The organism is Pseudomonas sp. RA_35y_Pfl2_P32 (assembly GCF_963970735.1).
GTDB lineage: Bacteria > Pseudomonadota > Gammaproteobacteria > Pseudomonadales > Pseudomonadaceae > Aquipseudomonas.
In genome coordinates this window covers 79,351-103,322 of sequence record NZ_CAXAQF010000019.1, presented here as the reverse complement: position 1 = coordinate 103,322, position 23,972 = coordinate 79,351, and the positions used below count along the sequence as shown (strand labels likewise).

At 62.2% G+C, this 23,972-nt stretch carries 24 protein-coding genes and 1 pseudogene; 14 read left to right on the top strand and 11 right to left on the bottom strand.

Going from position 1 to position 23,972, the window contains the following annotated elements; all coding sequences use genetic code 11:
- The first annotated feature begins 2 nt into the window (after nucleotides 1–2).
- A complete protein-coding gene (locus tag AACY45_RS19725; RefSeq protein WP_339547015.1) occupies nucleotides 3–1,154 on the top strand; it encodes an acyl-CoA dehydrogenase family protein in 1,152 nt (383 codons plus the stop codon).
- Nucleotides 1,155–1,242: 88 nt separating this feature from the next.
- Here the strand turns inward: AACY45_RS19725 and AACY45_RS19720 are convergent, their stop codons facing one another.
- From AACY45_RS19720 to AACY45_RS19695, 6 genes are all read right to left on the bottom strand, one after another.
- Nucleotides 1,243–2,016 (bottom strand): enoyl-CoA hydratase, encoded by a 774-nt coding sequence (locus AACY45_RS19720; protein WP_166589552.1) that lies wholly within the window; start codon nucleotides 2,014–2,016, stop codon nucleotides 1,243–1,245.
- Between the two features lie 15 nt (nucleotides 2,017–2,031).
- The gene (locus AACY45_RS19715) at nucleotides 2,032–3,159 is read right to left on the bottom strand and encodes an acyl-CoA dehydrogenase (RefSeq protein WP_339547014.1); all 1,128 of its coding nucleotides are present in this window, start codon (nucleotides 3,157–3,159) and stop codon (nucleotides 2,032–2,034) included.
- 9 nt (nucleotides 3,160–3,168) lie between these two features.
- Nucleotides 3,169–4,362: an acetyl-CoA C-acyltransferase gene (locus AACY45_RS19710; protein WP_339547013.1), complete on the bottom strand. Its 1,194-nt coding sequence runs from the start codon at nucleotides 4,360–4,362 to the stop codon at nucleotides 3,169–3,171.
- A gap of 12 nt (nucleotides 4,363–4,374) precedes the next feature.
- Nucleotides 4,375–5,136 (bottom strand): SDR family NAD(P)-dependent oxidoreductase, encoded by a 762-nt coding sequence (locus AACY45_RS19705; protein ID WP_339547012.1) that lies wholly within the window; start codon nucleotides 5,134–5,136, stop codon nucleotides 4,375–4,377.
- A gap of 16 nt (nucleotides 5,137–5,152) precedes the next feature.
- Nucleotides 5,153–6,811, bottom strand: coding sequence for an AMP-binding protein (locus AACY45_RS19700; protein WP_339547011.1), 1,659 nt, complete (start codon nucleotides 6,809–6,811; stop codon nucleotides 5,153–5,155).
- 247 nt (nucleotides 6,812–7,058) lie between these two features.
- Nucleotides 7,059–8,075: an AraC family transcriptional regulator gene (locus AACY45_RS19695; RefSeq protein ID WP_339547010.1), complete on the bottom strand. Its 1,017-nt coding sequence runs from the start codon at nucleotides 8,073–8,075 to the stop codon at nucleotides 7,059–7,061.
- A gap of 248 nt (nucleotides 8,076–8,323) precedes the next feature.
- Between AACY45_RS19695 and AACY45_RS19690 the strand changes: the two genes are divergently transcribed.
- The gene (locus AACY45_RS19690; protein ID WP_339547009.1) at nucleotides 8,324–9,514 is read left to right on the top strand and encodes an MFS transporter; all 1,191 of its coding nucleotides are present in this window, start codon (nucleotides 8,324–8,326) and stop codon (nucleotides 9,512–9,514) included.
- Between the two features lie 8 nt (nucleotides 9,515–9,522).
- Here the strand turns inward: AACY45_RS19690 and AACY45_RS19685 are convergent, their stop codons facing one another.
- The gene (locus AACY45_RS19685; RefSeq protein WP_339547008.1) at nucleotides 9,523–10,572 is read right to left on the bottom strand and encodes an alpha/beta hydrolase family protein; all 1,050 of its coding nucleotides are present in this window, start codon (nucleotides 10,570–10,572) and stop codon (nucleotides 9,523–9,525) included.
- A gap of 183 nt (nucleotides 10,573–10,755) precedes the next feature.
- A complete protein-coding gene (locus AACY45_RS19680) occupies nucleotides 10,756–11,367 on the bottom strand; it encodes an FMN-dependent NADH-azoreductase (RefSeq protein WP_339547007.1) in 612 nt (203 codons plus the stop codon).
- A 127-nt stretch (nucleotides 11,368–11,494) separates the two neighbouring features.
- On the opposite strand from AACY45_RS19680, the gene AACY45_RS19675 reads away from it, so the two are divergent.
- Complete coding sequence (locus AACY45_RS19675) at nucleotides 11,495–12,403, top strand: LysR substrate-binding domain-containing protein (RefSeq protein WP_339547006.1); 909 nt, start codon at nucleotides 11,495–11,497, stop codon at nucleotides 12,401–12,403.
- Nucleotides 12,404–12,414: 11 nt separating this feature from the next.
- The gene (locus AACY45_RS19670; protein WP_339547061.1) at nucleotides 12,415–12,759 is read left to right on the top strand and encodes an MmcQ/YjbR family DNA-binding protein; all 345 of its coding nucleotides are present in this window, start codon (nucleotides 12,415–12,417) and stop codon (nucleotides 12,757–12,759) included.
- Here AACY45_RS19670 and AACY45_RS19665 read toward each other — a convergent pair.
- The gene (locus AACY45_RS19665) at nucleotides 12,756–13,160 is read right to left on the bottom strand and encodes a DUF1294 domain-containing protein (RefSeq protein WP_339547005.1); all 405 of its coding nucleotides are present in this window, start codon (nucleotides 13,158–13,160) and stop codon (nucleotides 12,756–12,758) included. The genes AACY45_RS19670 and AACY45_RS19665 overlap by 4 nt on opposite strands.
- On the bottom strand, nucleotides 13,157–13,987 hold the full coding sequence (locus tag AACY45_RS19660) for an undecaprenyl-diphosphate phosphatase (protein WP_339547004.1): 831 nt from the start codon (nucleotides 13,985–13,987) through the stop codon (nucleotides 13,157–13,159). Before AACY45_RS19660 ends, AACY45_RS19665 begins: the two co-directional genes overlap by 4 nt.
- Before the next feature lie 292 nt (nucleotides 13,988–14,279).
- Here AACY45_RS19660 and AACY45_RS29315 point away from each other — a divergent pair.
- The 10 genes and pseudogenes from AACY45_RS29315 to AACY45_RS19615 form a co-directional block, all read left to right on the top strand.
- A pseudogene (locus AACY45_RS29315) lies at nucleotides 14,280–15,008 on the top strand (cache domain-containing protein); the annotation flags it as partial.
- Between the two features lie 171 nt (nucleotides 15,009–15,179).
- Nucleotides 15,180–15,914: a methyl-accepting chemotaxis protein gene (locus AACY45_RS29310; protein WP_445261204.1), complete on the top strand. Its 735-nt coding sequence runs from the start codon at nucleotides 15,180–15,182 to the stop codon at nucleotides 15,912–15,914.
- A gap of 85 nt (nucleotides 15,915–15,999) precedes the next feature.
- Nucleotides 16,000–16,563 carry a nicotinamide riboside transporter PnuC gene (gene pnuC / locus AACY45_RS19650; protein WP_339547001.1) on the top strand — a complete coding sequence of 188 codons (564 nt, stop codon included), beginning with the start codon at nucleotides 16,000–16,002 and terminating at the stop codon, nucleotides 16,561–16,563.
- Nucleotides 16,560–17,084, top strand: coding sequence for an AAA family ATPase (locus AACY45_RS19645; RefSeq protein ID WP_339547000.1), 525 nt, complete (start codon nucleotides 16,560–16,562; stop codon nucleotides 17,082–17,084). Before pnuC ends, AACY45_RS19645 begins: the two co-directional genes overlap by 4 nt.
- 355 nt (nucleotides 17,085–17,439) lie before the next feature.
- Nucleotides 17,440–17,886 carry a hypothetical protein gene (locus AACY45_RS19640; protein ID WP_339546999.1) on the top strand — a complete coding sequence of 149 codons (447 nt, stop codon included), beginning with the start codon at nucleotides 17,440–17,442 and terminating at the stop codon, nucleotides 17,884–17,886.
- A 1-nt stretch (nucleotide 17,887) separates the two neighbouring features.
- Complete coding sequence (locus AACY45_RS19635; protein WP_339546998.1) at nucleotides 17,888–18,466, top strand: adhesin; 579 nt, start codon at nucleotides 17,888–17,890, stop codon at nucleotides 18,464–18,466.
- Nucleotides 18,467–18,530: 64 nt separating this feature from the next.
- A complete protein-coding gene (locus tag AACY45_RS19630; protein WP_339546997.1) occupies nucleotides 18,531–19,508 on the top strand; it encodes a heme utilization protein in 978 nt (325 codons plus the stop codon).
- Nucleotides 19,509–19,572: 64 nt separating this feature from the next.
- A complete protein-coding gene (locus AACY45_RS19625; protein WP_339546996.1) occupies nucleotides 19,573–20,253 on the top strand; it encodes a C39 family peptidase in 681 nt (226 codons plus the stop codon).
- 47 nt (nucleotides 20,254–20,300) lie between these two features.
- Nucleotides 20,301–21,062: a hypothetical protein gene (locus AACY45_RS19620; RefSeq protein ID WP_339546995.1), complete on the top strand. Its 762-nt coding sequence runs from the start codon at nucleotides 20,301–20,303 to the stop codon at nucleotides 21,060–21,062.
- 46 nt (nucleotides 21,063–21,108) lie between these two features.
- On the top strand, nucleotides 21,109–22,422 hold the full coding sequence (locus AACY45_RS19615) for a hypothetical protein (protein ID WP_339546994.1): 1,314 nt from the start codon (nucleotides 21,109–21,111) through the stop codon (nucleotides 22,420–22,422).
- A gap of 65 nt (nucleotides 22,423–22,487) precedes the next feature.
- Here AACY45_RS19615 and AACY45_RS19610 read toward each other — a convergent pair whose 3' ends face one another.
- Nucleotides 22,488–23,813: a sigma-54 dependent transcriptional regulator gene (locus AACY45_RS19610; RefSeq protein ID WP_339546992.1), complete on the bottom strand. Its 1,326-nt coding sequence runs from the start codon at nucleotides 23,811–23,813 to the stop codon at nucleotides 22,488–22,490.
- Between the last annotated feature and the right edge of the window lie 159 nt (nucleotides 23,814–23,972).

The following is a 23,972-nucleotide window of genomic DNA, read 5'->3' as shown; positions in this document are numbered from 1 at the left end:
TCATGCACGACATCGAACTGAGCGAAGAACAAGTGATGATCCGCGACATGGCCCGGGACTTTGCCCGTGGCGAGATCGCGCCCCATGCCCAGGCCTGGGAAAAGGCCGGCTGGATCGACGACGCCCTGGTGGCGAAGATGGGCGAGCTGGGCCTGCTGGGCATGGTGGTGCCCGAGGAATGGGGCGGCACCTATGTCGACTACGTCGCCTATGCCCTGGCGGTGGAAGAGATTTCCGCCGGCGACGGCGCGACCGGGGCCTTGATGAGCATCCACAACTCGGTGGGTTGCGGGCCGGTGTTGAACTACGGCACCGAGGCACAAAAGCAGACCTGGCTGGCGGACCTGGCCAGCGGCCAGACCATCGGCTGCTTCTGCCTGACCGAACCCCAGGCCGGTTCCGAGGCGCATAACCTGCGCACGCGCGCCGAACTGCGCGATGGCCAGTGGGTGATCAACGGCGCCAAGCAGTTTGTCAGCAACGGCAAGCGGGCCAAGTTGGCAATCGTGTTTGCGGTGACTGACCCGCAGCTGGGCAAAAAAGGCCTGTCGGCGTTCCTGGTGCCCACCGATAACCCGGGCTTCATCGTTGACCGCAGCGAGCACAAGATGGGCATTCGTGCATCCGACACCTGCGCGGTGACGCTCAACAACTGCATCATCCCCGAAGCCAACCTGCTGGGTGAACGCGGCAAGGGCCTGGCGATTGCGCTGTCCAACCTCGAAGGCGGGCGCATTGGCATCGCGGCCCAGGCACTGGGCATTGCCCGCGCCGCCTTTGAAGCCGCCCTGGCCTACGCCCGCGACCGGGTGCAGTTCGACAAGCCGATCATCGAGCACCAGAGCATCGCCAACTTGCTGGCCGACATGCACACCCGGCTGAACGCCGCCCGCCTGTTGATCCTCCACGCCGCCCGCCTGCGCAGCGCCGGCAAACCCTGCCTGTCGGAGGCCTCGCAAGCCAAGCTGTTTGCCTCGGAAATGGCCGAAAAGGTCTGCTCCTCGGCGATCCAGATCCACGGCGGCTATGGTTACCTGGAAGATTATCCGGTGGAGCGCTACTACCGCGATGCGCGGATCACCCAGATCTACGAAGGTTCGAGCGAGATTCAGCGGATGGTGATTGCGCGGGAATTGAAGAACTACCTGCTGTGAAACCCTGAAAGCATCGCGGGCAGGCTCGCTCCCACCGCAAACCTGTGGAAGCGAACCTGCCCGCGATGGGGTCCATCAGCACCTTGGATTACTGACCGACAAACTCCGGCGCGCGCTTGGCGATAAACGCCGCCATGCCCTCTTTCTGGTCCTGGGTGGCGAAGGCCGCGTGGAACACCCGGCGTTCAAAACGCACGCCTTCAGACAGGCTGACTTCGAAGGCGCGGTTCACGCTCTCCTTGGTCATCATGGCAATAGGCAGTGACTTGCTGGCGATCAGGGTCGCGACTTTCAGCGCTTCATCCAGCAGTTCGTCCGACGGCACGATGCGCGCCACGATGCCGCAACGCTCGGCTTCCACGGCGTCGATCAAACGACCGCTGAGGCACATTTCCATGGCCTTGGCCTTGCCCACCGCGCGGGTCAGGCGCTGGGTGCCCCCCATGCCCGGCAAAACACCCAGGTTGATTTCCGGTTGACCGAATCGGGCGTTGTCGCCCGCCAGGATGAAGTCGCACATCAACGCCAGCTCACAACCGCCACCCAGGGCAAATCCGTTGACGGCGGCGATGATCGGTTTGCGGCGGTTGGCCACCCGGTCACTGTCGCTGAACAGGTCGTCCAGGTAGATCTGCGGGTAGGTCAGTTCGGCCATTTCCTTGATGTCGGCACCGGCGGCGAAGGCTTTCTTCGAACCGGTCAGGACAATGCAGCCGATCTGCGGGTCGGCCTCCAGGCCGTCCAGTGCATGGTTCAATTCACTGACAATCTGCGCGTTCAGGGCATTCAGCGCCTGAGGGCGATTGAGGGTGATCAGGCCGACGCGGCCCTGGATTTCCAACAGAATCGTTTCGTAACTCATGCAGGGGTTCCTTGTTCAAAGATTGCGCGAAATGACCATGCGCTGGATATCGCTGGTGCCTTCGTAGATCTGGCACACCCGCACATCGCGGTAGATACGCTCCAGCGGGAAGTCGCTCAGATAACCGTAACCGCCGAGGGTTTGCAAGGCGGACGAACAGACCTTTTCGGCCATTTCCGAAGCAAACAGCTTGGCCATCGAGGCTTCTACCAGTGCGGTCTTGCCGCTGTCACGCAGGGCGGCGGCGTAATGCACCATCTGCCGGGCGACGGCGATTTGCGTGGCCATGTCGGCCAGGCGGAAGGCTACGGCCTGATGCTCGATGATCGGCTTGCCGAAGCTTTCCCGCTCACGGGCGTAATCACGGGCGGCCTCGAAGGCGGCGCGGGCCATGCCCACCGACTGCGCGGCGATCCCGACTCGGCCGCCTTCAAGGTTGGCCAGGGCGATACGGTAACCTTCGCCCTCCTCCCCCAGCCGATTGGCCACTGGCACCTTGACGTCCTCGAACAGGATCTGACACGTGTCGGAGGCGTGCTGGCCAAGTTTGTCCTCGACCCGCGCGACCTGGTAGCCAGGTGAGTCGGTGGGCACGATAAAGGCACTGATCCCACGCTTGCCGGCGTTCGGGTCGGTCACCGCAAACACAATCACCACCCCAGCGTTCTGCCCGGAGGTGATGAACTGCTTGCAGCCGTTGAGCACATAGTGGTCGCCATTGAGCCGAGCGCGGGTTTTCAGGCCACTGGCATCGGAGCCGGCCTGGGGTTCGGTCAAGGCAAAGGCGCCGAGCATCGCCCCGCTGGCCAGTGGCGTGAGGAAACGCGCCTTCTGCTCATCGGTGCCGTACTTGAGGATGGGCACGCAGCCTACCGAGTTGTGCACGCTCATGATGGTCGAGCAGGAGCCATCGCCAGCAGCGATTTCTTCCAGGGCCATGGCGTACGCCAGGTAACCGGTGTCGCAACCGCCCCACTGTTCGGGAACCAGCATGCCGAAGAAACCCAGCTCAGCCATTTGCGCAATGGCTTCCTTGGGGAAACGGTGTTCACGATCCCACTCGGCGGCGAACGGTTTCAAACGTTCCTGGGCAAACTGCCGGGCCGCTTCGCTGATCTGTAGTTGTTCGTCATTGGGCAGCATAGGGAATCCTTAATCCAGGCATTCAACGGCCATGGCCGTGGCTTCGCCGCCGCCGATGCAGATGGCGGCCACCCCGCGTTTCAGGCCTTTGCGGCGCAGGGCCGAGAGCAGCGTGACCAGGATGCGCGCGCCCGACGCACCGATCGGATGGCCCAGGGCGCAGGCACCGCCGTGGACGTTGACCTTGCTGTGGGGAATGTCCAGCTTGGTCATGGTGACCAGGCTGACCACCGCGAAGGCTTCGTTGATTTCGAACAGATCGACTTCATCCAGCGACCAGCCGGTTTTTTTCATCAGCTGCTTGATTGCGCCCACCGGAGCCACCGGGAACAACCCCGGGGTGTCGGCAAACGCGGCGTGCCCATGAATCACCGCCAGGGGCTTGAGCCCGCGTTTTTGCGCTTCACTGCGACGCATCAGGACCAAGGCCGCGGCGCCATCGGAAATCGAACTGGAGTTGGCAGCAGTCACCGTGCCACCTTCGCGGAAGGCCGGCTTGAGGCTGGTGATTTTGTCCAGCTTGGCCTTGGGCGGTTGTTCGTCGTCGGTGATGGTTTTCTGCTCTTTGCCGACCATGACCTGCAGCGGGACGATTTCAGCCGTGAAGCTGCCGTCTTCGATCGCCTGCTGGGCGCGGGTCGTCGAGGCGATGGCAAAGGCGTCCTGGGCCTCGCGGCTGAAGCCGTGTTCCTGCGCACACTCCTCGGCAAAGGTGCCCATCAGGCGGCCCTTGTCGTAGGCGTCTTCCAGGCCATCGAGGAACATGTGGTCGATCACGCTGCCGTGGCCCATGCGGTAGCCGCTACGGGCACGGTCCAGCAGGTACGGGGCGTTGGACATGCTTTCCATGCCACCGGCCACCACCACCTCGGCGCTGCCGGCCAGCAGCATGTCGTGGGCCAGGATGGCCGCCTCCATGCCCGAACCGCACATCTTGTTCAGGGTGGTGCAGCGGGTTGACTTGTCCAGGCCCGCGCCCAATGCGGCCTGGCGAGCCGGCGCCTGGCCGAGACCGGCTGGCAGTACACAGCCGAACAGCACTTCTTCCACAGCATCGCTGCCCAGGCCCGCGCGCTCGACCGCCGCACGAATGGCGGCAGCGCCCAGTTGGGGCGCGGTCAGGCTCTTGAGGTCACCCTGGAAACCGCCCATGGGGGTGCGGACGGCGCTGACGATGACAATCGGATCGTTGTGAGTGGTCATGTTCAGGACTCCTTATTTAGCGGCCATGCGCAAGGCACCGTCGAGACGGATCACCTCACCGTTGAGCATGCTGTTTTCTATGATATGCCTGACCAGCGCCGCGTACTCGCCTGGTTTGCCCAGGCGTGGCGGGAATGGCACACCGGCGGCCAGCGAGTCGCGCACTTCCTGGGGCATGCCGGCCATCATCGGGGTTTCGAAGATGCCCGGGGCAATGGTCATCACGCGGATGCCAAAGCGCGCCAGCTCACGGGCGGCCGGCAGGGTCAGGCTGGCAATCGCCCCCTTGGAAGCGGCATAGGCGGCCTGGCCGATCTGGCCGTCGAAGGCCGCCGCCGAAGCGGTGTTGATGATCACGCCGCGCTCGCCGTCCGCATCCGGGGTGGCCTGGGCAATCGCCTCGGCGGCCAGGCGCAGCATGTTGAAGCTGCCAATCAGGTTGACGTTGATCACCTGGCTGAAACTGGCCAGGGTGTGCGGACCGTTTTTGCCAAGGATCTTTTCGCCCCGCACGATGCCGGCACAGTTGACCAGGCCGTTGAGCCCGCCGAACGCCGCCACCGTGGCCTGTACTGCGGCCTGGGCGGCCTCTTCGTTGCTGATGTCGGCGACCACGCTGTGGGCGCCGAGGCGCTCGGCCTGCGCCGCGACCGCCGCGGCGTTCATGTCCACCAGCATCACCTTGGCGCCCGCGGCGACCAGCAGTTCAGCGGTGGCCGCACCCAGCCCCGACGCACCGCCGGTGACGATAAAAACCTTGTTTTCGATCTGCATCATTGTTTCCTTGGATTCAAGCCTTGTTAACCGCAGCCTCTTGAGCCTTGGCGATTTCCTGGTTGCGCAAGATAAAGCGCTGCAATTTGCCGCTTGGGGTTTTCGGCAAGTCGCTGACAAATTCGATTTCACGGGGATAGGAGTGCGCGGCCAGGCGCTTGCGCACGTGCTGGCGCAACTCTTCGGCCAGCGCCGGCGACGCCAGGTACTGGCTGGCGAGCACGACGAAGGCCTTGACCAGTTCGGTACGCTCCGGGTCGGGCTTGCCGACCACCGCCGCCTCGATCACCGCCGGGTGCTCGATCAACGCGCTTTCAACGTCGAACGGGCCGACCCGGTAACCCGAGGTGGTGATCACGTCGTCGCTGCGACCGACGAAGCTGATGCTGCCGTCCGGGTTCAGCTCGACCGTGTCGCCGCTCAGGTAGTAGTCGCCGACAAAGGCCTTGGTCGGCGCACCGTCGTAACCGGGGAACCAGCACATCGGCGACTGGCTGCGATCGATCGCCAGGATCCCGGGCTGGCCGACGGACAATTCATTGTAGCTGTCGTCCAGCACCACGATGCGGTGGCCCGGCGAAGCAAAACCGGCGGCACCGACATGCACCGGATGTTCGAGGCCGTGGTGGTTGCACAGGACCATGCCCAGTTCGGTCTGGCCGTAATGGTCGTGGATCACCACCCCCAGGTTATCGGCAAACCAGCGGATCACTTCCGGGTTCAGCGGTTCGCCGGCGCTGCTGACGATGCGCAGCTTGCCTTTGATGCTGCGGGCGAACTCGTCACCGCCGGCAATCAGCAGGCGGTAGGCGGTCGGCGAGCCGGTGAGGTTGGTGATCCCGTATTTGTTGATCACCCGGCAAGTGCTTTCCAGGGTGAAGGGGCCGTCGTAAAAGGTGATCGGGTGCCCCATGCCCAAGGGGCCGGTCACACCAAAGTAGATGCCATAGGCCCAACCGGGATCGGCGACATTCCAGAAGGCATCTTCCGGGCGCAGGTCCACGGCGTCGCGGGTGTAGCACTGGAAGGCAACAATGGCCTTGAGCGGCACGTACAAGGCTTTCGACGGGCCGGTGGTGCCCGAGGTGAACATCAGCAGGAACGGGTCTTCACCGCTGAGCAGCACCGGTTCGCACTGGTTGGAATGATTGGCCAGTTCCGCCCAGAAACTGAAGTCACCGCGGACCAGGCCCTGGCCCTTGGCACCGGTGACCGTGACGATGGTCGGACAGTCGGGTACTTCGCTGAGTTTGGGTCGGTTCGTTGCATCGGTCACCACCACGGCCGCGCCGGAAGTGCCCAGGCGATGTTCCAGGGCCTTAGGGCCGAAGGCGGTGAACAAGGGCTGATAGACCGCGCCGATGCGCCAGGTCGCCAGTACCACGATCAGCAGTTCAACGTTACGCGGCAGCAGGCCGGCGACCTTGTCGCCTTTCTTGACGCCCTGGGACTTGAGGAAGTTGGCAAAACGCGCGGCCTTGTCCTGCAGGTCGCTGAAGGTGTAGGACGCGCTGGCGCCGTCGCGCCCCTCCCAGAACAAGGCAATGCGCCCCGGCAAGGCATGGCGGTCGCAACACTCGACACAGGCATTGAGTGCCGTCAGCGAACCGTGAAGTGCCGAATCGACCGTGTGCTGGTAGTTGAACTGTGAAGTCGCAGACAGGTAATCGCGCATTGCCAGAATCCCTTGGTGTTTTTATTGGGTTGGGGGAACCTACAAAATCCTCGAAATACTCGCCCCACGGGCGGCGCGGGACAATGGTCAAAGCCATCAAGTTGCTTGACTGCTTTGGCCAAGGGGGCGTACCGGTGAGCCGACCCTAATCCAACACCCCGGTCGGCCCAGAGGTGCAACGTCGCACACACAGTTGTGTAGATACCTATGCCGCGATAGCCATATCAGCTCGCGCGCTAAAACCGACTCAATCGGCGTCGCTGAGTATCAGGCTGCGGTAATGCCCGGGGTTGGACCCCGACCACTTGCGAAACGCCTTGTAGAACGAGCTGGTATCGGCAAAGCCCAGGCGGGCGGCGATGTCGCTGAAGCTGATGGCCGGTTCGGCCAGCCAGACGATCGCCAACTCCTTGCGCACGCTGTCTTTCAAGCCCTGGTAGGTCTGCCCTTCTTCCGCCAGGCGCCGGCGCAGGGTCGAGGCTGACATGCACAGTTGCTGCGCCAGACTTTCGGTCTCCGGCCAGGTGTGCGCCGGCAGATGTCGCAAGTCGTGCTTGATGCGACTGGCCAGGCTTTGCGGGTCGCGGTACTTGACCAGGATATTGGCCGGGGCGTGGGCCAGGAAGCGCTGCAACTCTTGCACAGTGCGCTTGAGCGGCAGGTCCAGGCAGTCGGCTGCGAAGATCATCCGGGTCCGTGGCCGGTCGAATCGCAGGTTCTCGGAAAACATCACCTTGTAGTCGTCACAGAACGGCGGCTCGGCGCAACGCAATTCAATGGCCAGGATCGGGATTCGCCGTCCCGCCAGCCAGCAGGCCACGCCGTGGACGATCATCCAGTAGGTGAAGTAGGTGAAGGCCCGGCGCGGTTGCGGGTCGTCTTCCAACAGGACGATTTCCGCCAGGCTCTGCTGGTACACCAGTTGTGCCGGCAGGCGCTCGAGCATCAGCGACAGAAAGCCCAGGCCGCTGTTCAGCCCCGCCGCCAGCGTGGGTTGGGCCATGGCGCACTGGCAGAGAAAGGCCAGGCTGCCGGATTTCAACTGGCGCGGGTCCATGCCGAAGAACTCATCGTCGCGGCGACGCGCCAGCAGGCGCCACAGCCGGGCGTAGGCGGTGGCCGGCACCCGGGCGTCCGCCACCTCCAGTAACCGCGGCTCGATACCGACCTTGAGCAGCACTTCATGACTGGCGGCACCCGGCTCACAGCTTTGCAACAGCGCTTCGCGCACCAGGTGAATGGAGATGGTGTCTTTTTCCGACATAAAGCGTGGTGACCCGGTTTTTATTTGTCGGCCATCTTAACGTACCGGCCGGCCAGTTGGCCCTCGATAAACGGCAAAAACACGCTGCGAGCCTGCTCGCGAAGAGGCCGCTATAGGCAACCTCGATGGCGCCTGACCCAGGGCCTGGGCGAGCAAGCTCGCACACAGAGCTGTATCGTTAGCCTGCTTTCCTTTATCCCAGCCGCACGCCATGATGCCGGGTACCGCCCGCCCGCGAACGAGCTCCCATGTCTGCGCAGCAAACACCCCCCGTCAGTTCCATGGCGATCACCCTGCAGATCGTCTCCATCGTGTTCTACACCTTCATTGCCTTCATCTGCATCGGTCTGCCGATTGCGGTACTGCCGGGTTATGTCCACGAACACCTGGGGTTCAGTGCGGTGGTCGCCGGGCTGACCATTGGCTCGCAGTACCTGGCCACCCTGCTCAGCCGGCCCATGGCCGGGCGCATGTGCGACAGCGTCGGCACCAAGCGGGCGATTGTCTACGGACTGCTGGGGATTCTGCTCAGCGGATTGTTAACCCTGGCCTCGACCCTGGTGCAGAGTCTGCCGCTGCTGAGCCTGGCCATCCTGATCGGTGGCCGGCTGTTGCTGGGCATTGCCCAGGGCCTGATCGGCGTCGGCACCATCAGCTGGTGCATGGGCCAGGTCGGCGCCGAACACACGGCGCGTTCGATTTCCTGGAACGGTATTGCCTCCTATGGCGCCATCGCCATCGGCGCCCCGCTCGGAGTGGTGATGATCGACGCCTGGGGGTTCGCCAGCCTGGGGATCGCCCTCGCCGTGCTGGCGGCGGCCGCCTTGCTGCTGATTCGGAATAAACCCTCGGTGCCGGTGATTCGCGGCGAGCGCCTGCCCTTCTGGTCGGTGTTCGGGCGCATCGCGCCCTTTGGTGCCAGCCTGAGCCTGGCCTCGATCGGCTACGGCACCCTGACCACCTTTATTGCCCTGTTTTATGTCAGCCGTGGCTGGACCGGCGCGGCCTACTGCCTGACGGTGTTTGGGGTGTGCTTCATTCTCGTGCGGCTGCTGTTCATCTCCTGCATCAACCGCTTCGGCGGGTACAGCTCGGCCATCGCCTGCATGAGCATCGAGACCCTGGGGCTGGCGCTGTTGTGGCTGGCCCCCTCGACGGCCGTGGCCCTGATTGGCGCCGGGCTCGCTGGGTTTGGCTTGTCGCTGGTGTATCCGGCCCTCGGCGTGGAGGCCATCAAGCAGGTGCCGAGCAGCAGCCGCGGTGCTGGCTTGAGTGCGTATGCGGTGTTCTTCGATCTGGCCCTGGCGATTGCCGGACCCTTGATGGGGGCCGTGGCGTTGAACCTGGGGTATTCGTGGATCTTCTTTGGCGCAGCGCTGTTGTCGATCAGCGGCTTGGGCCTGACCTTGCTGCTCAAACGCAGGAGCCTGCGGGGCTAGTCACTGCGTCAGGACCCATGTTCCTCGCTGACGGTCTGTAGCCCGGCGCGACTGGGTTTGCCCAGGGTGCGCGAGAAAAACGCGACCGCTTCGCTGATCAGGTTGCGGTGAATGTCCTCGCGGTCGACGCCATCGGCATCGGTACACAGGGCCGCCATGGTCACCCGTTGCTCGGCGCTGCACGGCGCCATGAACACGAAGTGCCCGGCCCCGGCCAGCAGCTTGAAGTCCGGCGCGGTCGGCAGCTTGCGCGCCAGGGCTGCCGCGTTCTTGTCCACGGCCACCAGCGTGTCGCCATCACCGCTGTAGAGCAGCACCGGCACATGCACCCCAGCCAGGGTTTGCCGGCCGAACTTCAGGCTCAGGGGCGCCATCAGCATCAAGGCGTGAACCCGTGGATCGGCCACCGGTTGCAGGTCGTCACGGTCAACGATCCGTTCACCCTGGGTGTTGCAGGCGTCGCGATCCTCCGGGCGCTCCAGGCAATAGCGGCGCAAGCGGTCGAGGTCGGGGGTGGCCCCGGACAGGATCAAGGCGGTTTCGCCGCCGGCCGAATAGCCAATCACTCCAACCTGCTCGGCATTGACGAACGGCGCCAGCAGCGGATCGGCCAGGGTGGCGGTGATGGCTTGGGAAATCTGGATCGGCCGCCCGTACAGGTTGCTCAAGGTGCCGAGGCGGCTGTGGTCCTTGGCGTTGTCGCCAGGATGAATCACCGCCACCACCACAAAACCCTTGCGGGCCAGCGCCGTGGCGAGGTCATGCAGGGCCAGGGGCGTGCCGGTGTTGCCATGGGACAACATCAGCAGCGGGAAGCGGCCGATGGCGACCCGGGCGTCCTGCGTGGCCTGGACCTGATAGCCCTCCAGCGTGCTGGGGTGCTCGATGCCCGTCGAAGGATAGAACGCAATGGCCGCCATCGGTTGCAGGTCCAGCGGGTCGCGAAAACTCATCCTGTGGAAACCAACGCTCCAATGAGGGGGGACTCCAGGCGCGGCGTGCACTGAATTCAAGCTGCCCAGCAGGCAGATCAGTAACAGTGCCCACAGACGCGACATGGCATGCCCCACCTTGTGACTCGATTGGTAGAAAAAACGTGCTCAGTGCGATGCTGGTAAGCCAACACTGCATAACCCGGGCCACACTGCGCCTGCGCCGCCGATAGCCGGACACAAAAAAACTGCGCGCCTTGATCGTTTTACGCTCGATCAAAGCGCGCAGTCCAGTGGTGGGCGCAAGCTTTACGCAGCGACGAACAGTTGCTCGCGGATGTGCGCCTGGGCATCGCTCATGGCTTTGCTGCGCACGTCATCGCCGTAGGCCAGGCCATGGGCACGGACGAACTCGATGTCGGTGATGCCCATGAAACCGAGCATGACTTTCAAGTACTCTTCATGGCCGACACCGGTCGGTTGACCGACATGCAGGCCACCGGCGGTCGACACCACCACCACTTTCTTGTTACCGCACAAGCCTTCAGGGCCGGCTTCGGTGTAGCGGAACGTCTGGCCGGCGACGGCGATGCGGTCGAACCAGGCCTTGAGTTGGGTCGGGATGGTGAAGTTGTACATCGGCGCGGCAATCACCACCGCGTCGGCGGCCAGGAATTCGGCCAGGGTCGAAGCACTCAACTCGGCTTCGTGCTGTTGCGCGGCGTTGCGCAGTTCGGCGGTGGTGCCGGCGGCGACCAAGGTCGCGGCGGAAAAATGGCTGATGGCATCGCTGGCCAGGTCGCGGTAGGTCACCTCGGTGGCCGGGTCGGCAGCTAACCAGGCCTGGACCACACCCTGGCTCAACTGACGGGAAGCGGAGTTGTCGCCGAGGATGCTCGAATCGATGTGCAGAAGTTTCATGTGGGATCTCCAAGTGAGGATCGCCACTGGGCGATCAAGTGGGGGCAATCCTACAGGCGTATCTAATAAGTGATTAGTCGGTAATAATGCGATAGTTCGCCCCACTGATAGGACAATAGAGCCCGCCATGCAAGACCTCAATGACCTCTACTATTTCGCCAAGGTGGTGGAAGCCGGTGGTTTCGCCGCGGCCGGGCGCCTGCTGGGGATCCCCAAGTCGCGCCTGTCGCGGCGCATCGCCGAGCTGGAAGAGCGCCTGGGCGCACGCCTGCTGCAGCGCACGACCCGGCAACTGAAACTGACGGCGGTGGGCGAGCGTTACTTGCGCCACTGCCAGGCCATGTTGCTGGAAGCGGAGATGGCCGACGAAGCGGTGGCCAGCATGACCAGCGAGCCGCGGGGACGCTTGCGTGTGTCGTGCCCGGTGGGCCTGGCCCATGAATACCTGCCGACGGTGATCAGCCGTTTTCTCGAGCGCTTCCCCCAGGTCCAACTGGAGATGCAACTGCTCAACCGCCGGGTCGACCTGATCACCGAAGGCATTGACGTAGCGTTGCGGGTGCGCGAGCTGGGCGATGAAGACCCCTTCCTGGTGACCCGCCGCCTGCGCCAGGCGCAAACGGTGATCGTCGCGACGCCGGCATTCCTGCGCGAGCGCCCGATCAACCACCCCGACGACCTCAGGAGTGTGCCGGTCCTGGGGGCGCTGGAAGCGGATCGCCTGGTGCATTTGCGCATGCTCGACGAGCAGGGGCACAGGTGCGACTTGAGCCTGGAGGCACGCCTGGGTATCGATGATTTTGTCGTGCGCAAGGCCTGCACCCTGGCCGGGCTGGGCTTCACCCTTTTGCCGATGCTGTATTGCGAACAGGAGCTGGCCGACGGTTCACTGGTGCAACTGCTGCCCCAATGGTCGCTGCCCGGTGGCTGGCTGCAAGCGGTCTATCCCCATCGACGCGGCGTGTTGCCGGCAGTGCGGGCCTGGATCGACCATCTGACTGAATCGTTCAAAGACTGTGGAGATCGACTGCTATGAACGCCAAGGTGATGAGCGAACAACAGGTCGCCGACTTCTGCCTGGCCCTGCCCGGGGCCCGGGAAGATTACAAATGGGGAGGCGTGCGGGTGTTTTCGGTGGCGGGCAACAAGATGTTCGCCCTGCAGAGCCTGCGGGGCGACTCATTGGCGTTCAAGGTGGACAAGGAGCTGTTCCTCGGCCACATCGACCGCCCGGGGATCGGGCCGGCGCCTTATCTGGCGCGCGCTCAGTGGATCATCATGCAGCCCCCCTACCCGCTGGGGGCTGCTGAACTGCAAGGCTTGTTGCAACGTTCCCACCAACTGGTGGTGAGCAAGTTGCCCAAGCGGGTGCAGGTCGGTTTGCGCCTTTAAAACAGGCGGAACACGCCGGCGCCGAGGAACAACTGGTCGATCCAGAACACCTGGTGCGCCAGCACGATGATCCAGAACACAACCTGGAACGACACCTTGCGGGTTTTGTGACGGAACACTTGCTGGGCAAGCAACGCCCCCGGCCAACCGCCCGCCAGCTCCACCGCGTGCAGGACGTTTTCCGGGGTACGCCAGCGCTCGGCGCGGGCCTTGCGCTTGTCACTCCAGTACAGCAGGAACGCCACGACGCTGACCACGCCGTAGGCCGCCAGCACCAGCGGCGAGCCGCCGCGCAGCCACAGCAGGCCGGAACCGAACACCGGCAAGGCACACAGGCCCAGGAAGATCAGGCCCTTGAGCCGTGGATGCTGGATGGCACTGCCATTGCTGGGTACGTTCACGCCTTGGCCGCCGCCCAGTCGATCCAGCCGAACTGCCAGGTCGCCAGGATCAACAGGCCGAAGGCAATCCGGTACCAGGCAAACGCCGCGTAGCTGTGGCTGGCGATGAACTTGAGCAGGCCTTTGACCGCGATCATCGCGAAAATGAACGCGGTGACAAAACCCACAGCAAATACCGGCAGGTCCGAGGCCTGGAACAGGTCACGGTACTTGTAGCCCGAGTAGACCGCGGCACCGACCATGGTCGGCATCGCCAGGAAGAACGAGAACTCGGTGGCCGCCTTGCGCGACAGGCCGAACAGCAGGCCGCCGATAATGGTCGAGCCGGAACGCGAGGTCCCCGGAATCATCGCCAGGCACTGGGTGAAGCCGATTTTCAGCGCGTCTTTCCAGGTGATGTCATCGACCGTCTCGGCGCGCACGCGGTGCTGGCGACGCTCGGCCCACAGCATGACGATCCCGCCCACCACCAGGGCCGTGGCCACGGTGATCGGGTTGAACAGGTAATGGTGGATCAGGTCGGCAAAAATCACCCCCAGTACCACCGCCGGCAGGAAGGCAATCAGCAGGTTAGCGGTGAAGCGTTGCGCATTGCGCTGGGTCGGCAGGCCGATGACCACGTCGAAGATCTTGCGGCGAAACTCCCAGACCACCGCGAGAATCGCACCGAGCTGGATGATGATGTTGAAAGCCATCGCCCGCTCGCCACCAAAATCGAGCAAGTCCGCCACGATAATCTGGTGCCCGGTACTGGAAATCGGCAAGAACTCGGTCAGCCCTTCTACAACCCCAAGAATCAACGCCTGTATGGCCGTCCAAAGATCCATCAATCCCCCATGAAGCAATGCCTCTGGCATGCCACGTTAAATAGTTTTTTAGTGTTCACTGCGCCCAGAGTGGCTCAATGGCGAGGCGGACAGGATCTGCCGGAACCGGCAAAAAAACCTGTGAAAAATCAGCACGGATTCAGGTTTTCCCGTGCGCGGCCGAAATCCTATCAGACATGCCCGGTCAGCGCTGCGCCGTCATAGGACTTCAGTCGCATTGGCGTAGTGGCAAAAGCATGACTGAATGCTGGCACTGGTGGATGACAAGAACAAGAACCTGGAGTGACACGCGATGAAGAGCTTGCGCAGTATGTCGATCAGCCGGCGGTTGTGGCTCATCCTGGTAGTGGCTGTGCTGATGCTCTTGACCCTGGGTCTGCTGATGCTCAAACAGATTCACGACGATCTGTATCAAGCCAAGGCAGAAAAAACCCGCCATGTGGTCGAAGCCGCCAGCGGCGTGCTGGACTACTACCGGCAACTGGAAACCGCCGGCACCCTGACCCGCGAGGCAGCCCAACAGCAGGCCCTGAGCGTGGTCCGCGGCTTGCGGTATGAGCAGAGTGACTATTTCTGGATCAATGATCTGACCCCCGTGATGGTCATGCACCCCACCAACCCCAAGCTGGACGGCCAGAACCTGTCGGCGATCAAGGACCCGGACGGCTTTGCCCTGTTCAACGAGATGGTGGCCATCGCCAAGGCCAAGGGCGCCGGTGTGGTCGACTATCGCTGGCCCAAGCCCGGCGCCAGTACCCCGGTGCAGAAAACCTCCTACATCAAACTGTTCGAACCCTGGGGCTGGGTGATTGGTTCGGGGGTCTACATCGACGACATGCAGCTCGAGTTCCGGAGCCAGGTGCGGGAAGCCTCGCTGGTGGGCCTGGGCATTGCGCTGCTGATGGCCCTGCTGGTGATGTTGATTGCCCGCAGCATTGTGCGGCCACTGCAGGAAACCGTGGACGCCATGGCCAACATCGCCAGCGGCGAAAGCGACCTGACCCGCAACCTCGACACTCACGGCCAGGATGAGGTCACCGAACTGGCCAGGCACTTCAATGCCTTCACCGCCAAACTGCGCGGGGTGATTGGCCAACTGCAGGTGTCGGCCAATGCCTTGGGCCAATCCTCTACGGACCTGGGCGATAACGCCGCGCAAGCCCAATCCCGCAGCCAGCAGCAGTCGCAACAGATGGAACTGGTGGCGACCGCCATCAATGAAGCGACCTACGGCGTGCAGGATGTCGCCAAGAACGCCGAGCACGCCGCCAGCGAAATGCGCGATGCCCAGGCGCAGGCGCAACAGGGCCAGGTCAACATTGACGGCAGCCTGCAGCAGATCGACCAACTGTCGGCCACCATTGAACAGGCGGTGCAGGTGATTCGCACCCTGGCCAGCGAAAGCACGCAGATCGGTAGCGTGCTGGAGGTGATCCGCTCCATCGCCGAGCAGACCAACCTGTTGGCCCTTAACGCCGCCATCGAAGCGGCCCGGGCCGGGGAACAGGGCCGGGGCTTTGCCGTGGTGGCCGACGAGGTGCGTCTGCTCGCGCAGCGCACGCAGAAATCCACCGCGCAGATCCAGGCGATGATCGAACGCCTGCAAAACCATTCGGAGGCGGCCGTGCAGGTTATCGGCGACAGCAGCCGCGCCTCACAACTGACCATCGAACAGGCCGGCCTGGCCGGTGCCAGCCTGCATGCCATCGGCCAGGCGCTGCACAACCTCAATGGCCTCAATGCGTCCATTGCCAGCGCCACCTTGCAGCAGGCCCATGTGGTCGAAGACATCAACCAGAACGTGACCCAGGCCGCCGGCCTGTCCCACAGCACCGCCCTGGCGGCGCAGCAATCGAGTGCGGCGAGCGTGCACCTGAAGGAACTCAGCGAACAGCTCAACGGGCTGCTCAGGCAGTTTCGGGTGTAGTGGCGCAAATCCTGTGGGAACGAGCCCTTGATTTGCGGCGCTGCGGTACAATCGGCGCCCTTTTCGACTTCCCCGAGGAACCGCCATGTCCGGGCTTGAACTGTTTGCCGCCACGCTCGGCGTGATCGCCGTCTGGCTGACGGTCAAACAGAATCCCTGGTGCTGGCCGATCGGCCTGGTCATGGTGCTGCTCTACAGCTGGATTTTTTTCGAGGTCAAACTCTATTCGGACATGCTGCTGCAGGTGATCTACGCAGGATTGCAGCTGTATGGCTGGAGGCAGTGGACGCGCGGTGGCGAAACCCACCAAGGCCGGCGGGTGACGCGCCTGGGCAGTTCCAGTGTGCTGCGCGACCTGGCCCTGGGCGCCGTCGGCAGTCTGCTGCTGGGCGCGGCGATGGCCCATTGGACCGATGCCGCCCAGCCCTGGCTGGACGCCGCATTGACCGGTTTCAGCCTGGTCGCCCAGTGGTGGATGGCGCAAAAGCGTGTGCAATGCTGGCCGTTGTGGATCGCCGTGGATGTGATCTTCGTCGGGCTGTTCCTCTATAAGGGCCTGTACCTGACGGCGGCCCTCTACGCGGTGTTCACCTTGCTGGCAGTCCAGGGTTTGCGCGAATGGCGGGCCGATCCGGCGCTGCGCACATGAAGGTGCTGGTCCTCACAGGCCCCGAGTCGAGCGGCAAAAGCTGGCTGTCGGCCGAACTGCACCGGCATTTCGGCGGGCTACTGGTGGGTGAATACGTGCGCTACTTCATCGAACAGAACCCGCGCGATACCTGCCTGGCCGACATCCCGCAGATTGCCCGGGGGCAAATCGCCTGGGAAGACAGCGCCCGTGCGCAACAGCCGGCCTTGTTGATTCTCGATACCCACTTGCTGAGCAACATGCTCTGGAGCCAGACCCTGTTTGGCGACTGCCCGCCCTGGATCGAGGAGCAATTGCTCGCCCGCCACTACGACCTGCACCTGCTGCTGTCCCCCCACGTGGTGGAATGGACCGACGACGGCCAGCGCTGCCAACCCCAATTGGGGCAACGCCTGGCCTTCTTCGACGCCACCCGGGACTGGTTGCGGTTGCACGGGCGCAGGCTGCAGATCATCGAGGGCGACTGGGCCGAACGACGGCGCCTGGCATTCGTTGCGGTAGAGCAATTGCTCCAGATTTAACCCCTGAACACCGCCTTCCCCCCCACTTCTGCCCCGGTTCCGGGGCTCAAGTGTCCATTCCTGAAACACATAAATGCGGCGCAATAGCCGGTATCAGGGGGTTCACGCTGTGGCCGCGCCCACTGTTACACGGCTGATACAGCCCGGCCACCACCCTTGTTCCAGAGCTTTTCGTCGCCTGCTGCCGCGTACTGGCGGGGTGCCCTGTCTCATGTTTGATACAGTACCGACCGGTCATCGCCCGCTTGAATCGGCAAGTCGTTGAATTCATGTGAAAAACCAAAAGCGGCACAGCTTCTGCTCTCTCCCTCACAACGCTGACAGGGCCAGTGCATAAAAGAGAAGGAGCGCCGACATGGAGCATAACGATAAAGGCTTTACCCGCCTGCTGATGTTCGGATGCGCACTGAGCTCCGTGCTCAGCTTGCCGGTCCAGGCTGAGGGTAATGGCGTCATCGTGCTTGAACGTGACGTGCAGCCCCGCGCCATCGGCAGACAACCTCTCGCCAAAGACCCCTACCCCACCACTGTCAACGCCAACCCGTCCGCACGGATAGTGCAGACCACCGGCACCGAACTGAGTGACGGCGACTTTGCAGGCGTCAACAGTGGCTACCGGGCCATCCATCAAAACGTTGTCCCCAACCCCAACAGTGGCGCCGGGATCAACGTGCTGACCAACCCCAATGGTCTGCCCGGCATGTCGGCCGGACACGGCGGCGGCAGCGGCAATGCGATCTCCGGCACCATCACTCGCTCCATCAATATCGGCCTGTCGCCTTTGACCAACATGGGGAAATGAGATGAAGCGCACTCTGATCTTCATTGCCCTGCTGGGCAGCACCTGTGCGATGGCCGACTCAGCGGTCAACGTCGTGAACAACGCGACCCTGAGCAACTCCGGGGCGAACTACAAAGGCAACATGATGATGAACCAGGCCGCCGGCGACCAGCAACAACAGGTCAACAGCCGCGCCATTGCGATCGGTACCGAGGCTTCGGCCAGCGGCACCCTGCGCCAGACCATCACCACGCCGGCCGATCGCTCGATGAACGCAAGCAGTGCCATCACTGGCAGCGCATTCAGTAATGGCAACGGCGCACTGGGTGTCAACCAGTCGGCCGGCGCCAACAATCAGATGATCAATGCCATGCGGATCAGCGTCAGCGCCGTTCCGCAAAGCATCGACGACAGCGTCCTGTCCCAACAGAACGTGGCGCTGTTACCAGACTCAGGAGCAACTGGCACTTCGCAAGGCAGTCGCCAGGTCGCTATCAGCGACCAGGCCTTCACCGGCAGCCGAGGAGTGATTCAGGTGAACCAGAGTGCAGGGGTGGGGAACCGAATGGCTAACACCCTGAGCATCCGGGTCGCTGACTGACCCAAACCGCAGTGCGATTAGAAAGTACCAACACTTAACCAACTAATAAGCACGGAGAAACACCATGAAACCTACAACAGCTCTGAAACCACTGGTTTTCGCTCTGGCAGCGGTCATGGCAATGGCGGCTCAGGCCGATGGCGGCAAACGTCATTATCCACCAAAACCACAAGGTCCAACCCTGGATCAGATCCTGTCCATCACCGCCGGTGCGGGCGCAGCGGTTATCGACCAGCAGGACAGCTCTTACAACAGCGTGCTCAATCAGGGCACCAAAAACACCTCCAAGGCCGATAGCTCGCTCAATGGCTCCAGCGGCAACATGGGCGCCAACGTTGCAGCCGGTGACGGTAACCAACAAGACAACGTTGCAGCGATCGCCACCGCCGATGAAAAATTCATCTTCGGTAGCGCTGTTGCAATCTCCAGCGCCACTCAAAACAACACCGACAACTCTGTGACCAACCGCTCCACGCAAAACCTGGCCACCGTCAACAACGTCGGTAACGGCAGCTCGGGCAACATCGGCGTCAACTCGGCCGCTGGCAACTTCAACCAACAGAAAAACAACCTGGCCATTGCCGTATCGGCCGGTCGCGTAGCCACTGCGGCTGCCGCGGCCAACCAGACCTCCACTGGCCTGGATGTCGACAACAAAGCTGATCGCGTCACCAAAGTGGTTGACCTCAAAGGCAGCTTCAAAGCCCACGGCAGCTACAAAGGCACCGGCTATGGCACCATCGAAGGAGACAAAAAAGGTCACGACGACTACAGACATGGTGGTGGCGGCAAAGACAAAGATCAGAAATTCACCTTCAAAGAACAAGGAAGTATCGAGCTGGCTGGCTACTGGACTCAGCAAGTGCTGACCAAAGATGGCTGGAAAAACCCAGTGGTGAACAACGCTTCGATGACCAACTCGATGAACGGCTTCTCGGGTAATGGCGGTACCAACGTTGCAGCCGGCGTGGGTAACCAACAAAGCAACTCGCTGTCCATCGCCGCAGGCTGCAGAGCTTGCCCAGGCGGCAACAGCTTCTAACTGCGAAGACCAAGGAAGCCCCGGCAACGGGGCTTTTCTTCAGACTCCACAAGGCGTATCGACCATGCGAGTTGCTGCCCTCTCCCTCATGCTTTGTCTGTCTGGCCTGACTCAGGCCGCACAGATGCCCGTGGCCGCGCTACCTGGCGGTGTCATGGTCTACAAGGATGTGCAAAGCCTGCGCGAGCGCAAGTTTGCCGATCTGGTTGAGCAGAAAACCGACTTCAGCTGCGGTGCTGCCACACTGGCGACCATCCTGCGCCAGGCCTATTGGCTGGATGTCGATGAAGAGCACATCATCAAAGGCATGCTGGTCAATGCAGACCAGGATCTGGTGCGTACCCAGGGCTTTTCCATGCTGGACATGAAGCGCTACATCGAAAGTATCGGTATGCGTGCCCGGGGTTATCGTATCCCTCCCGAGAAACTGGAAGCGGTGTCGATCCCGGTGGTGGTTCTGATGGATGTTCGCGGCTACAAGCACTTCGTGGTACTGCAGCGGGCCGATAAAGACTGGGTGTACATCGGTGATCCGGTCCTGGGCCATAAACGCTACTCCCACGATGATTTTGTCAACGGTTGGAACGGCATTGTGTTTGCCATCATCGGCCCCGGCTACGACAAGGCCAACGCCTTGCTCGATCCACCGACGCCGCTGACCGCCAAGAACAAGCTGGATAACTTCAACCCTGTCAAAGATGCCGAACTGATGGATTTCGGGTTTATTCAGAGCGATTTCTTCTAGGCGCTCAAAAAAGATAAAGGAGCAGATGGACGCTCCAGGAGCCGAAGATGAAAACTTCACATTGGGTGGTCGCCGCTTGCTTGGCTGCGAGCTTTCCGACGCTCGCCCACGCAGGTTTCAAACCGATCGAGATCAAAGACTCGGAACTCTCCGAGTTGCGCGGTCGTTACGTCATGCCGGGGCGAATCATCAGCTTTGGCGTGGTCATGAGCAGCACCTGGCGCAATGCCAGTGGCGATATCATCGGGGCCTCCACCTCGATGCAGATTCAAGCGTCCACGGTCAAACCGCAGTTTTATGTCTCCACGGTCAATGAACCGGGTTCGGGTGGTCAAGGTAACTCCCATCCCCAGGGCACCGGCAACATCTATGGCGGTGCAGCCTTGAACAATACCCAAGGTATTACCCAAAGCGTGCGCGCAGCAGGCGATGGCAACACCGCCTACAACAATGTCGCGATCGACGTGAGAGAAGCGTCCAGCGCCCCGACCGCACTCACCCCTCCTCCTGGCAGCCAGGTGTTGACCGCCGGTAACACCATCAATGCCAGCAACGCCGCAGGGTCCATCGCCATATCGGCAAACAGCGGCGGTATCCAGATGGCCATCGCGGCCAACAATAACCAGGGCAGCGCCCTGCAACAGGTCGCCCAGGGTGGCTTGCTGCAAAACACTCGCCTGTTGGGCAGCAGCAACATGGTTAGCAACCTGACTCAGCTCAACGTGGTACTCAATAACAATGGCCCAAGTCCTGGCGCTTTGGATTGCAACCTGAGTCAACTCAAAGGCCTACGCAACATGGGATATTGAACTACGCTGACTTTCGACCATTGGGCTCAAAGGGACGGCTTATTTCATGTATCGATCGGTGTCACTACGCACGGTTGTATGTCTGAGTACTCTATTTCCTGCAGCACTGCTGCACGCTGCGCCTGATCCGGCAGTAGAGTCCCTTAAACAGGAACTTCTGGAACTCAAGCAACGCTACGAAGTCCAGCAAAAGGCCCTGGCGGTACTCGAGCAACGAGTCCGCCAGGTTGAGGAGCAACCGGCCGAGCCGCCCCCCAAACGGTTGGCCAAATCGCCCGCCGACATGCGCGGCAACACCCAGGTCGCCGGTACAGGCGCCGGGGCAGCCTCAGGCGGAGCCGCCGGGGGCGGGGGCGTCAAGGGCAGTTCCTACGGCCAGTCGCTGGCAGACGACACCCAGCCAGCACAGAGTGTGTCGAACCTCTATGACGAAGCCAGTGGCTTCTTCGGGGGCGGCAAGTTCAGCGTCGAAACCGGCGTGACCTATGCCCGCTATGACACACGCACCTTGATCCTCAACGGCTTCCTGGCCCTGGACTCGATTTTCCTGGGCAACATCAACCTGGACCGAATCAAGGCCGACAACTGGACCTTCGACGTGACCGGTCGCTATAACCTGAACAATCGTTGGCAATTCGACCTCAACGTGCCGGTGGTCTATCGCGAGTCGACCTACCAGTCCGGCGGTGCCTCGGGCGGTGCGGCGAACGTGACATCCGAGGAAACCGTGACCCAGGATCCGACCATCGGTGACGTCAACTTCGGTGTCGCCTACAAGTTCCTCGACGAGTCGGTCAGCTCTCCGGATGCGGTGTTTACCCTGCGCGTCAAGGCGCCGACCGGCAAGGAGCCATTCGGCATCAAGCTGCGCCAGGTCGACAGCAACAACAACCTGTTCGTCCCGGATGACCTGCCAACCGGTAACGGTGTCTGGTCGATCACCCCGGGGGTCTCCCTGGTCAAGACGTTCGATCCGGCCGTACTGTTCGGTTCCCTGTCCTATACCCACAACCTGGAGGAATCGTTTGACGACATCAGCTCTACTGTCAACGTCGATACACCGGGTAAAGTCCGTTTGGGTGACAGCTTCCAGATTGGCGCCGGTATCGCCTTTGCCCTGAACGAAAAAATGAGTATGTCGTTCTCGGTCTCCGACCTGGTGCAAAAAAAGAGCAAGCTCAAGCCTGATGGTGGTGACTGGCAATCGGTCACCTCCAGCGACGCCAACGCCGGCTACTTCAACGTCGGCATGACGGTGGCCGCCAGCGACAACCTGACGATCGTGCCCAACCTGTCGATCGGCCTCACCGACGATGCGCCGGACTTCACCTTCAGCCTGAAATTCCCTTACTACTTCTAACCCCCCACAAACGCCAAGGCCCGCTGCGAGCTACCTCGCAGCGGGCCTTGGCGTTTCACCGCGCCCTAGCGGATCTGGTGCTTGTGCAGCAAGCGGTAGAACGTTGGCCGGGACACCCCCAGCACCCGGGCCGCGACACTGAGGTTATCGCTGTGCCGGTTCAACACATCACACAAGGCCTGGCGTTCGGCACGGGTCTTGTAGTCCTCGAGCGTGCCCATGGGCGTGGCGATCGCCTGATGGCTGATCAACCCCAGGTCCCGGGCCTCGATCTGCCGGCCTTCGGCCAGCACCAGGCCACGACGCACCCGGTTGGCCAGTTCACGAACATTGCCCGGCCAGTCGTGCTTGCCCATGGCCACCAGGGCGTCCTCGCTGAAACTGCGGGGCCGGCGTCCGGTTTCCTGGCTATAGAAGTGGGAGAAATGGTTGGCCAGCATCGACAAGTCACCATGGCGCTCACGCAAAGGTGCGGTGACGACTTGCAGGACGTTGAGCCGGTAATACAGGTCTTCACGAAAGCGCTTGGCCTCGATGGCTGACTCAAGGTCGACGTGCGTGGCCGCCAGCACCCGCACATCCACCGGTATCGGCTGACTGCCGCCTACCCGCTCAATGTGTTTCTCCTGGAGGAAGCGCAGCAGGTTGGCTTGCAGTTCCAGCGGCAGATCGCCGATTTCGTCAAGAAACAGCGTACCGCCGTGCGCGGCCTCGATGCGCCCGATCTTGCGCTGATGGGCGCCGGTAAAGGCCCCCTTCTCATGGCCAAACAGTTCGGACTGGATCAGGTGTTCGGGGATTGCCCCGCAGTTGATCGCCACAAAGGGCTTGCTGTGGCGTTGCGACTGGCGGTGCAGGGTTCTGGCCACCAGTTCCTTGCCGGTGCCGCTTTCGCCCCGGATCAACACCGGGGACTCGGTCGGCGCCAGCTTGCTGAGCAGTTTGCGCAACTCCCGAATCGGCTTGCTGTCGCCCAGCAGCTCGTGTGCCGGCTGGTCGACATGAATCGTGCCCTGGCCGCGCAAACGCGCCATGCCAAAGGCCCGGCCCAGGGTGACCTGGACCCTGGAGACGTCGAACGGCAAGGTATGAAAGTCGAAAAACCATTCGCAGACAAAATCGCCGACGTTCTGCAGGCGCAGCACTTCCTGGTTCAACACTGCAATCCATTCGGTGCCACTGCGGCTGATGAGGTCCTTGACCGCCTCGGGCCGCTCCAGGTGAAAAGGTTGCAGGCGCAGCAGGCCGACGTCGCAACTGCGGTCGACGGCGCTTTCCAGGCTACAGCTGTCGACATCCCAGCCGATGGCACGCAGACCGGGCAACAATTGGTGGCAATCGTCACAGGGATCCACCACCAATAGACGGCGTAACGCAGGGGTTTCGAGCATGACTGTTCCTTGGCGCCAAATTATGGAAAAGTTATTAGAAACAGTCGTTTGGCAGACCTGGGTGTAACATTAGCAAGAACTTGACAGGGTCTTGTATCGTTTAACTATAAGGTTAATGACGTTTTAGTTATAAGAACAAGTTACTTAGCAACCTATCGA

What these genes read in the sequence shown, in the direction of transcription:
- AACY45_RS19725 (WP_339547015.1), top strand. Translation starts at nt 3, where the DNA reads ATGCACGACATCGAACTGAGCGAAGAACAAGTGATGATCCGCGACATG.
- AACY45_RS19720 (WP_166589552.1), bottom strand. Translation starts at nt 2,016, where the DNA reads ATGAGTTACGAAACGATTCTGTTGGAAATCCAGGGCCGCGTCGGCCTG.
- AACY45_RS19715 (WP_339547014.1), bottom strand. Translation starts at nt 3,159, where the DNA reads ATGCTGCCCAATGACGAACAACTACAGATCAGCGAAGCGGCCCGGCAG.
- AACY45_RS19710 (WP_339547013.1), bottom strand. Translation starts at nt 4,362, where the DNA reads ATGACCACTCACAACGATCCGATTGTCATCGTCAGCGCCGTCCGCACC.
- AACY45_RS19705 (WP_339547012.1), bottom strand. Translation starts at nt 5,136, where the DNA reads ATGCAGATCGAAAACAAGGTTTTTATCGTCACCGGCGGTGCGTCGGGG.
- AACY45_RS19700 (WP_339547011.1), bottom strand. Translation starts at nt 6,811, where the DNA reads ATGCGCGATTACCTGTCTGCGACTTCACAGTTCAACTACCAGCACACG.
- AACY45_RS19695 (WP_339547010.1), bottom strand. Translation starts at nt 8,075, where the DNA reads ATGTCGGAAAAAGACACCATCTCCATTCACCTGGTGCGCGAAGCGCTG.
- AACY45_RS19690 (WP_339547009.1), top strand. Translation starts at nt 8,324, where the DNA reads ATGTCTGCGCAGCAAACACCCCCCGTCAGTTCCATGGCGATCACCCTG.
- AACY45_RS19685 (WP_339547008.1), bottom strand. Translation starts at nt 10,572, where the DNA reads ATGTCGCGTCTGTGGGCACTGTTACTGATCTGCCTGCTGGGCAGCTTG.
- AACY45_RS19680 (WP_339547007.1), bottom strand. Translation starts at nt 11,367, where the DNA reads ATGAAACTTCTGCACATCGATTCGAGCATCCTCGGCGACAACTCCGCT.
- AACY45_RS19675 (WP_339547006.1), top strand. Translation starts at nt 11,495, where the DNA reads ATGCAAGACCTCAATGACCTCTACTATTTCGCCAAGGTGGTGGAAGCC.
- AACY45_RS19670 (WP_339547061.1), top strand. Translation starts at nt 12,415, where the DNA reads ATGAGCGAACAACAGGTCGCCGACTTCTGCCTGGCCCTGCCCGGGGCC.
- AACY45_RS19660 (WP_339547004.1), bottom strand. Translation starts at nt 13,987, where the DNA reads ATGGATCTTTGGACGGCCATACAGGCGTTGATTCTTGGGGTTGTAGAA.
- AACY45_RS29310 (WP_445261204.1), top strand. Translation starts at nt 15,180, where the DNA reads ATGGAACTGGTGGCGACCGCCATCAATGAAGCGACCTACGGCGTGCAG.
- pnuC (WP_339547001.1), top strand. Translation starts at nt 16,000, where the DNA reads ATGTCCGGGCTTGAACTGTTTGCCGCCACGCTCGGCGTGATCGCCGTC.
- AACY45_RS19645 (WP_339547000.1), top strand. Translation starts at nt 16,560, where the DNA reads ATGAAGGTGCTGGTCCTCACAGGCCCCGAGTCGAGCGGCAAAAGCTGG.
- AACY45_RS19640 (WP_339546999.1), top strand. Translation starts at nt 17,440, where the DNA reads ATGGAGCATAACGATAAAGGCTTTACCCGCCTGCTGATGTTCGGATGC.
- AACY45_RS19635 (WP_339546998.1), top strand. Translation starts at nt 17,888, where the DNA reads ATGAAGCGCACTCTGATCTTCATTGCCCTGCTGGGCAGCACCTGTGCG.
- AACY45_RS19630 (WP_339546997.1), top strand. Translation starts at nt 18,531, where the DNA reads ATGAAACCTACAACAGCTCTGAAACCACTGGTTTTCGCTCTGGCAGCG.
- AACY45_RS19625 (WP_339546996.1), top strand. Translation starts at nt 19,573, where the DNA reads ATGCGAGTTGCTGCCCTCTCCCTCATGCTTTGTCTGTCTGGCCTGACT.
- AACY45_RS19620 (WP_339546995.1), top strand. Translation starts at nt 20,301, where the DNA reads ATGAAAACTTCACATTGGGTGGTCGCCGCTTGCTTGGCTGCGAGCTTT.
- AACY45_RS19615 (WP_339546994.1), top strand. Translation starts at nt 21,109, where the DNA reads ATGTATCGATCGGTGTCACTACGCACGGTTGTATGTCTGAGTACTCTA.
- AACY45_RS19610 (WP_339546992.1), bottom strand. Translation starts at nt 23,813, where the DNA reads ATGCTCGAAACCCCTGCGTTACGCCGTCTATTGGTGGTGGATCCCTGT.